Source organism: Billgrantia bachuensis, assembly GCF_011742165.1.
GTDB lineage: Bacteria > Pseudomonadota > Gammaproteobacteria > Pseudomonadales > Halomonadaceae > Halomonas > Halomonas bachuensis.
In genome coordinates, this window is record NZ_JAAQTO010000029.1 from 1 (window position 1) to 8,442 (window position 8,442).

Annotated in this window: 7 protein-coding genes; 3 read left to right on the forward strand and 4 right to left on the reverse strand. The window is 64.1% G+C overall.

The genetic code is table 11. The features are described 5' to 3' along the window. Positions 1–369 precede the first annotated feature (369 nt). The 3 genes from HBJ55_RS22710 to HBJ55_RS11765 all read left to right on the forward strand — a co-directional run bounded on the left by HBJ55_RS22710 (position 370) and on the right by HBJ55_RS11765 (position 2,450). Positions 370–564 (forward strand): KTSC domain-containing protein, encoded by a 195-nt coding sequence (locus HBJ55_RS22710; RefSeq protein WP_422674190.1) that lies wholly within the window; start codon positions 370–372, stop codon positions 562–564. Positions 565–1,082: 518 nt separating this feature from the next. Further along, the gene (locus tag HBJ55_RS11760; protein WP_206022529.1) at positions 1,083–1,688 is read left to right on the forward strand and encodes a hypothetical protein; all 606 of its coding nucleotides are present in this window, start codon (positions 1,083–1,085) and stop codon (positions 1,686–1,688) included. Between the two features lie 87 nt (positions 1,689–1,775). Next, a complete protein-coding gene (locus HBJ55_RS11765) occupies positions 1,776–2,450 on the forward strand; it encodes a TolB-like translocation protein (protein ID WP_167114726.1) in 675 nt (224 codons plus the stop codon). Positions 2,451–2,537: 87 nt separating this feature from the next. On the opposite strand, the gene guaD is transcribed toward HBJ55_RS11765, so the two are convergent. The 4 genes from guaD to HBJ55_RS11785 all read right to left on the reverse strand — a co-directional run. After that, a complete protein-coding gene (gene guaD / locus HBJ55_RS11770) occupies positions 2,538–3,860 on the reverse strand; it encodes a guanine deaminase (RefSeq protein WP_167114729.1) in 1,323 nt (440 codons plus the stop codon). A 178-nt stretch (positions 3,861–4,038) separates the two neighbouring features. Continuing rightward, positions 4,039–4,890: a xanthine dehydrogenase accessory protein XdhC gene (gene xdhC / locus HBJ55_RS11775; protein ID WP_167114733.1), complete on the reverse strand. Its 852-nt coding sequence runs from the start codon at positions 4,888–4,890 to the stop codon at positions 4,039–4,041. Next, complete coding sequence (gene xdhB, locus HBJ55_RS11780; RefSeq protein WP_206022531.1) at positions 4,890–7,397, reverse strand: xanthine dehydrogenase molybdopterin binding subunit; 2,508 nt, start codon at positions 7,395–7,397, stop codon at positions 4,890–4,892. The genes xdhC and xdhB overlap by 1 nt, the downstream gene beginning before the upstream one ends. Continuing rightward, positions 7,381–8,442 (reverse strand): FAD binding domain-containing protein (locus tag HBJ55_RS11785; RefSeq protein ID WP_167114737.1); only part of this gene is annotated, 1,062 nt, incomplete at its 5' end. The genes HBJ55_RS11785 and xdhB, both read right to left, overlap by 17 nt.

The window sequence follows — 8,442 nt, forward strand, 5'->3', positions numbered from 1 at the left end:
GGCAGGAGACCCCTGTTGCTTGTGCAGGCGTTGCCCTCAACGTTTCCCTTGGTTACGGTAGGTAAAAAGCTGCATAAGACGGCTTACGTGACCAAGACGTACTCAGGGATGCCGCATTAGGGATGATGGAAATCGTCATCCATTCTGCCAGCAGGGCGGTAGCGTCTCTGAAATTCCTGGCTCAGGCCAACGGGCTACGCAGCCGGCAAGCAAGCCGCCAATAGAGTCCTGGCTAAAGCTCAAAGAGACTGCAGAATCAAGGGATTAGAGGAACCGTTGTGGAAGTCATGACCAAAAAATAAAACTGTTAACAAGGCCATGCAGACCACAAGCGCGTGATGGCGGCGTTAGGAGATGTCGACTTTGGAAATGATACAGGTTTCATCTTCGGCAATTCTTGCGGTCGGTTACGATGCCGTGACACGTCGTATGAAAATCACTTTTGCTGAGGGAAAAACGTACGACTTCTGTGGTGTACCTGAGGGTATCTTTAAAGGGCTGTTACATGCTGGCTCCAAGGGGCGTTATTACAACGACCACATTCGATATCGGTATCAGTGCTAGTTGCTAGAAAGTTCCCTTGGAATGGCGGCGAGTATGAGTGATTGGATAGTTGGGTGCCTGGTAAGTTAGCTGCAGGCGTAACGATTTTCGCCTTCGTGGTTTCGTTTGCGGCCCTCGCTTTTTCTGCGTTTCGATATGTGGCCGGCGTGCACCAGAGCCAAGAGAAGGTGCATTTCACCACTTATCACCGCCTGCTCCGAATAGTGATTACCGGATCTGGCGAACAGGCCTGCTCAAGCTGGTTAGCCAAATCGCGTAAATCCACGAACTGACTAACTTGCGGAAATACGATCCGGTGACGTATAGGATGCTGCGGTATCTTCGGAATGAATAGCTCGAGCGGGAACAGCAAAAGCCGGCCTTGGTCGGTGAGGTTGATCGAGCCCTACACCGAATCGAGCGGCGGCGATGGATTGCAATGCGATTGAATCCGCGGAAGTGCAAGCTCAACAAGGCCATCCAGTCGACGTTAGTACCTCGCGGGAATGATGGCATCAATAGCCGCCCAGGAGGTTGCAGTGCTGAATGTCGGAGAACAATTGGTATCGTCGTATCTACGGTATATTCGCAAGTGCGACTTCATCCAAACCAACCTCTACACTGTCGAGTCTCACGGCGAGATTGACGTGGTGGGCGTCAATCTTAAAGAAAAGCAGGTATATGTTTGTGAGGTTGCCATTCATTTGACCACCGGGCTCCAATACGTCAAAGAAAAGCGGCCTAACAACGTACAGAAGCTTACAGATAAGTTCTCACGTGACATCGAGTACGCAAACAAGTATTTGTCAGAGTACAACTGCCACTACATGCTTTGGAGCCCAATCGTTAAAGATAGCCAAGGCCAAGCAGCGTACAACCAGCTTGGGCATCTTGCCGACATCAAAGCCGCTATTCAAACCAAGTACGGTGTCGATCTTGAATGCATTGTGAATGAGGCGTTCCTAACTTGCTTGCAAGAAATGCGCGTATTCGCAGGCTCACAAACGGCAGAGCTTCAATGTCCAGTAATGCGGCTATTGCAAATCGAACACTACCTAACGAAGCACGTAAGCAAGGGCGCGGGTAAAAAGCGGTTAAAGCCGACCGACTTACCTACGCTTCACTCCGGCGGGCCGGTGGCTTAACCGGAGCGTTACTCCAAAGATTTACAGGTGTTCGCTGGCACTTACACTGCCGTGCATGAAGCATGCAATTCAGTATCAGGAGGCTTCATGGCACCACGCAGGCTCCTGCTCGCTCTCTCAATCGCAACCGCTGCTCTCGTGCTCAGCGGCTGTCCGTTGCCGGGGAATGGTGGGCCACCACCGGAGACCGAAACATCCGATACCTCTCAACCTGAAGCGACTCTTGCTCCGCTTGATGTAGCCAACGAGCAGATTCGCGCGGCGGATGGATCCGTGCTGCTCGGCATTGACGCTGTGCCGGGCACGATTCGCGTGGATCAACAGGCTGAGTTTGGTGCTGCGGAGCGCTTCCAGGAAGCCTCGGTTTCGCCGGACGGTGCCTGGCTAGCCGTGGTCACTTCGGGGGCGGCACACAGTGCCGGTTGGCTTGTCCGAATGGAAGCGCGGAAGCCAAGGCCGGCTGCATTCCAGTACGGCGGCAACATCACCATCGGGCCGTGGAGCGATGATTCGCAACGAGTGGTATTCGTTCAGGAAGGCCCTGCGGGCGGTCGCACGCTGACGGTGGTCGATGCAGAGCGGCTGGGAGAAACGGTAGAGGCGAGTGCTATGCCGGTGCGCAGCCCCGAGCATGACGAGCTGGCACCCGAGGAGCGCGTCTACGAGGCGCTGGCGTGGAGCAACGGAGAGCTGCTTTTCCGGGTGGGTGGCGAGCGCTGGATCTTCGATCCGGATAGCGGGGAGGTACTGCGGGAGGGGTGAGCCTTCGAAGCAGCGGGTTTCACAACTAACTTTTACATAATGGCGAGTGGTCCTCATGAATACTGAGAGCCACTCGCCATTTTTGTTTCAGGCTTGGTCGCGCTGGTGCTGGCAGCGTCCGTTGGCCCAGGTCTCCAGAATGCTGCGGTCGTCGCCGAGCATCATCAAGGCGAACAGCCGCTCGCCGAGGGTTTTGCAGCGTGCATGGCGGCGTGCCAGCAGCGGTGAGCCGTCGGGGTCGATCACGACGAAGTCGGCTTCCATGCCGGGGGCGAGGCGGCCGATCTTGTCGTCCAGCGAGAGCGCCTTGGCGTTGCCCAGGGTGAGGCCATAGAGGCCCTGCCAGGCGGTGAGCGGTTGGCCGCGCAGTTGGCCTACCTGGTAGCCGGCCTTGAGCGTGGCGAGGCCGGAGAGGTCGGTGCCGCCGCCGATGTCGCTGGCGTAGGTGATGTTGAGGCCGACCTCGCGTGCCGCCAGGCGGTCGAACAGGCCGCTGCCGAGGAACATGTTGGAGCTGGGGCAGAAGGCCAGGTTGGCGCCGCGCTCGGCGAGCCGTGTGCGCATCTCCTGGTCAAGGTGAATGCCGTGGGCAAAGGTGCTGCGCGGCCCGACCAGGCCGGACTGTTCGTAGACCTCGAGGTAGTCGCGGCTCTCGGGGAACAGCTCGGCGACCCAATCGAGTTCGCCGGGGTTCTCGGAGAGGTGGGTCTGCAGCCACAGGCTCTCGTCATTACGCAGCAGACCGCCGGTGGCGTCGAGCTGCTCGCGGGTGGAGGTCGGCGCGAAACGCGGGGTCAGGCTGTAGCCGAGGCGCGCAGTGCCATGCCAATCGCCGATGAGCAGCTCGGTGTCGCGAATGCCGCCGTAGGTGTCGTCGCACAGCGCCTTGGGGGCGTTGCGGTCCATCAGCACCTTGCCGGCCAGCATGCGCAGGTCGCGCTCGCGGCAGGCCGAGAAGAACGCTTCCACCGAGGTAGGGTGGCTCGAGCAGAACACCTGGGCGGTGGTGGTCCCGACCCGCAGCATCTCGTCGAGGAAGGCGTTGGAAATGACATCGGCGCGCTCGCGCTGGGCGAAGCTGCACTCTTCGGGGAAGGTGTACTCGTTCAGCCAGTCCAGCAGCTGACGCCCGTAGGAGGCCATGATCTCGAGCTGCACGTAGTGCACGTGGCTGTCGATGAAACCGGGCATCACCAGCTTGCCGCGATGATCCACCGTCTCGATGCCTTCGGGCAGCCTGGGTGCCAGCGTCGCGTAGTCGTCGATGGCCTTGATGCGGCCGTTCTCCAGCCACAGCGCGCCGTCGGCGTAGTGACGCATGCTGCCTTCGGCGGGCTTGTCGCCCTCGCCGGGGTCGGCATCGAAGCTCAGCAGTTCGGCGCGTATCACGCGGGAGTCGTTGTTCGTCATGGTAGCAGGGACTCATCTGTGTCTGCGGTAGTCGGAGCTGATCCGGCGGCAGGCCTGCGAGGAGGCGCTGTGAATCCTTCCCTGGACGCTACATTTGCCATCCATGGCAAATGACCTCCTCTTCGGCCTGCCCCCGGCGCTCCTCAGTGCGTTCGGTTGGAACCGCCTTGGGTATTGATCAGTTAAAAAGAGCACGTAGCTCTGCCGGCTCCAGGCCGCGCTGGTCGGGCCGTTCGGCAGTGCCAACCAGCGGCAGCAGCTCAGCCATGGCGGCAATGGCGATGGCGTAGGGCGTCTTGTCGCCGCCGGTGCCGCCATTCGCCATGCCGATGGGGCAGCGCACCCGGGCCAGGGCTGTGTCGTCGTGTCCGGCATCCTTGAGCCGCGAGCGGAAGCTGGCCCACTTGCTTTTCGAGCCGATCAGGCCGATCGAGGCCATGTCGCCGCGCTGGAGCAGGGCGTCGACCAGGGCGCGATCCTCGGCGTGATCGTGGGTCAGTACCAGCGCGTGGCTGCCGGCAGGCAGGGCCGCCACTGCGGCCTGCGGATCCGGCGCGTGGCGGCAGTCCAGCCGTGACTGATCCGCGGCCCAGGCCGGGAAGGCGCCATCTCGGCTGTCGTGCCACAGCACGCGCCAGGGCAGCGGGGCGGCCAGGCGCACCAGTTCGTTGCCGACATGGCCGGCACCGAAGATGGCCAGCGTCGCCGCGCTGCCGGAGAATACTTCCAGCAGCACGTTGACGAAGCCGCCGCAGCACTGGCCGCTGCGCCCGCCCAGGGCAAAGGCCTCGAGACTCATGCCGCTCTCGCCGCGGGCCAGCTTTTCCCGGGCCGCATCGATCACCTGGAACTCGAAGGTGCCGCCGCCGAGGGTGTCGCACACGGCATCTTCGGTGATCACCATGCGCGCGCCGGGCTCGCGTGGAGTGGAGCCCGCGCTGGTCACCACGGTGGCCAGCGCATGGGGCAGCCCCTCGCTCTGCAGCCGATGCAGCGCCTCGTGCCAGGCCTGCGGGCGCGGCGCGTTCATCACACCGCTCCCTGCGCGGTGTCATAGCGGCTGCGCAGGGCCTCGGCGGCCATCAGCACCCGCTCCGGCGTGGCCGGGGTGTCTAGCCGCGGCGCTTCGGCGTAGTCGGTCAGGCTCGCCAGGGCGTCGCGCAGCGCCGACCACACCGCCATGCCGAGCATGAAGGGCGGCTCGCCGACGGCCTTGGAGCGGTAGATGCTGGCCATGGAGTTGGGGTGGCCCTCCATCAGCTTGACGTTGAACACCGGCGGCAGGTCGCCGTAGGTGGGGATCTTGTAGGTCGCCGGGCCGTCGGAGATCAGCCGGCCGGCGTCGTTCCACTTCAGCTCTTCGCTGGTCATCCAGCCCATGCCCTGAATGAAGCCGCCTTCCACCTGGCCGAGGTCGATGGCCGGGTTCAGCGAGTCGCCCACGTCGTGCAGGATGTCGACCCGGTCGACCTGGTACTCGCCGGTCAGGGTATCGACGCTGACCTCCGCCACGGCGGCGCCGAAGGCGTAGTAGTAAAACGGGCGGCCCTGTCCGACGTTGCGGTCGTAGTGGATCAGCGGCGTGGCGTAGAAGCCCTTCTCGGAGAGCGAGATACGATTCAGGTAAGCGGACTGGACCAGCTCGCCCCAGGGGATGCGACGCTCGCTCTCGCCGTAACCGGCGACGAGATGGCCGGCCTCCAGGCGCATGTCCTCGCGGTCGAGCCCCTGATCCTTGTAGAGATGCTCATGGGCAAAGTCGAACAGGCGCTCCTTGAGCTTCAGGCAGGCGTCACGCGCGGCCTGGCCGTTGAGGTCGGCACCGCTCGATGCCGCGGTGGGCGAGGTGTTGGGCACCTTGTCGGTACGCGTAGCGGTGATGCGCACCTCGTCGGTATCGAGCCCCAGCTCGCGGGCCACCACCTGGCAGATCTTGGTGTGCAGGCCCTGGCCCATCTCGGTGCCGCCATGGTTGATCATCACGCTGCCGTCGGTATAGACGTGCAGCAGCGCGCCGGCCTGGTTGAGATGCTTGGCGGTGAAGGAGATACCGAACTTCACTGGCGTCAGCGCCAGGCCGCGCTTGACGATCGGGCTCTCGGCATTGAATTCGGTAATAGCGCGGCGCCGTTCCCAGTAGTCGCTGCTGGTCTCGAGCTGCTCGACCAGTTCCTTGAGCAGCGCAATCTGATCCACCTGCTGGCCGTAGTGGGTCATCTGGCGGCCGGGGCGGTAGAAGTTACGCTTGCGCACCGTCAGCGGGTCTTCGCCGATGCGCCGGGCAATGTCGTCCATCGCCGCCTCGATCACCATCATGCCCTGGGGGCCGCCGAAGCCGCGGAAGGCGGTGTTCGACGCGGTATGGGTGCGCGCGCGGTGGCCCGTCACCCGGGCCTCGCCCAGCGAATAGGCGTTGTCGCTGTGGAACATGGCGCGGTCGACGATGGCGTCGGAGAGGTCGGGCGAGTAGCCGCAGTCGCCGATCACGGTAATCTCGCCGCCCTGGACCACGCCCTGGTCGTCGACGCCCAGCCGGTAGCGGTTGTGGAACGGGTGGCGCTTGCCGGTCACGCGCATGTCGTCGGCCCGGGGCAGGCGGACGCGAGTGGTGCGGCCGGTACGCCGGGCGATCAGCGCGGCGATGCAGGCCCAAGGCGATGCCTGTGTCTCCTTGCCGCCGAAGCCGCCGCCCATGCGCCGCACCTCCACGGTCACGGCGTGGAACGGGATGCCCAGCACCTCGGCCACCAGCTTCTGGGTCTCGCTGGGGTGCTGGTTGGAGGTGTGGACGATCACACCCTCGTCCTCGGTGGGCTGCACCAGGCAGGCCTGGCCTTCCAGGTAGAAGTGCTCCTGGCCGCCGACGAACTGCTCGGCTTCGACCACGTGGGCGGCATTGGCCAACGCCTGTTCCCAATCGCCACTCTGCTGAACGTGGGTGGGGCGCACGAACTCGCCGCGCTCGGCGGCGGCGACCGGGTCGAGGCAGGCCGGCTGCTCGTCGATCTCCACTACGGTAGCCTGCACCGCTTCGCGCGCGGCGCGATGGCTCTCGGCGGCCACGGCAAACATCACCTGGCCGACGTAGCTGATCTCTTCCTCGACGAAGATGGGGTCGCCGGGAAAGACGGGGCCGATATCGGTATGGCCCGGCACGTCATGGAAGCCAATGACGTCAACGACGCCCGGCATCGTGCGTACCTTGTCCAAGTCGAGCCGCGTCAGGCGGCCGTGGGCGACGGGGGAGAGACCCAGCGCCACGTGCAGGGTATCGGCTGGCGCCTTGAGGTCGTCGATGTAGGCGGCACGGCCGGTCACGTGCTTGATCGCGCTCTCGTGGGCCCGGGCGTGTGGATGCGGGGGCACATGGACGGTATCCCGCGCCAAGGGGCTCGAGCCCTTGATGCGCCCGTCGAGCTCGTGGCGGGCAGTTTCCGACTCGGGGCTCACGTCGGCGGTAGCTGCTTTATTCTGTTCTGGTGCGGTTTCGGGCGCCTTGGATTCGGGCGCCTTGGAAAGCTTAGTGAGCGTACGCATGGAGCATCACCTCCCGGGGGCTGTCGGACTCGGCCTGAGCGATCACAAGGCGCAGGCGCTCGAGCAGGTTGGCGGCGGAGAGCCGGCGGTATTCGGCGCTGCCGCGCACGTCGGACATAGGCTGGAAGTCCTCGGCCAAGGCTTCGCGAGCGGCAAGGAAGGCTGCTGCATCGGGGGCCTGGCCCTCCAGCGCCGCCTCGGCATGGGCGGCGCGTTTGGGAATCGCCGCCATGCCGCCGAAGGCGAGTCGCACGTCGCGCATCATGCCGTTCTCCATCCGCCAGGCGAAGGCGCCCAGCACCGCGGAAATGTCATCCTCACGACGTTTCGACAGTTTCCACACCTTGAGAGTTTGGCCCTCGGTGGGGCGGGGCAGGAAGATCGCGCGAATGGCCTCGCCCTCGCGCAGGGCGGTGCGCTTGTAGTCGAGGAAGAAGTCGTCCAGCGCCAGCTCGCGCTCGCGCACTCCATGACCATCATTGGGGCCGACCAGACGCAGGCGCGAGCCCAGCGACAGCAGCACCGGCGGGGTATCGCCGATGGGCGAGGCGTTGGCGATGTTGCCGCCCAGGGTGCCGCGGTTGCGCACCTGCTGGGAGCCCAGGCGATGCAGCAGGTGGGCGAAGGCGTCGTAGTGCTCTTCGAGCAGCGGCTCCAGGCGCGAATAGCTGACGGCGGCGCCGATCCACCAGCCTTGGCGACCGTCGTCCAGCGTGGCTTCCTCAACGACATTGAGTTCGGCCACTCGGGTCACGTCGATGACGCGCTCGAAGCGCGCCAGGCGCTGGGTGGTTTCGAGCCACAGGTCGGTAGCACCGGCCACCAGGCGCGCCTGGGGATGCTGCGCGAGGCAGTCGCGTAGCTCAGCAAGGCTGGTTGGCTGGAGGAAGGCAGCGTCGGGGTCGAGGCGGTCGGTGCCTGTCTCGTCCGCGCGGGGCGCAGCGGCATCGAGCCACAGCGGACGGTTTTCAGGATGGGTGCCCATGCTCATGGCGGCGTCGCGAATCGGCCGATAGCCGGTGCAGCGGCACAGGTTGCCGCCCAG

Excerpts from the sequence above, each read along its gene's own strand:
- HBJ55_RS22710 (WP_422674190.1), top strand. The coding sequence starts at position 370 with ATGATACAGGTTTCATCTTCGGCAATTCTTGCGGTCGGTTACGATGCC.
- HBJ55_RS11765 (WP_167114726.1), top strand. The coding sequence starts at position 1,776 with ATGGCACCACGCAGGCTCCTGCTCGCTCTCTCAATCGCAACCGCTGCT.
- guaD (WP_167114729.1), bottom strand. The coding sequence starts at position 3,860 with ATGACGAACAACGACTCCCGCGTGATACGCGCCGAACTGCTGAGCTTC.
- xdhC (WP_167114733.1), bottom strand. The coding sequence starts at position 4,890 with ATGAACGCGCCGCGCCCGCAGGCCTGGCACGAGGCGCTGCATCGGCTG.
- xdhB (WP_206022531.1), bottom strand. The coding sequence starts at position 7,397 with ATGCGTACGCTCACTAAGCTTTCCAAGGCGCCCGAATCCAAGGCGCCC.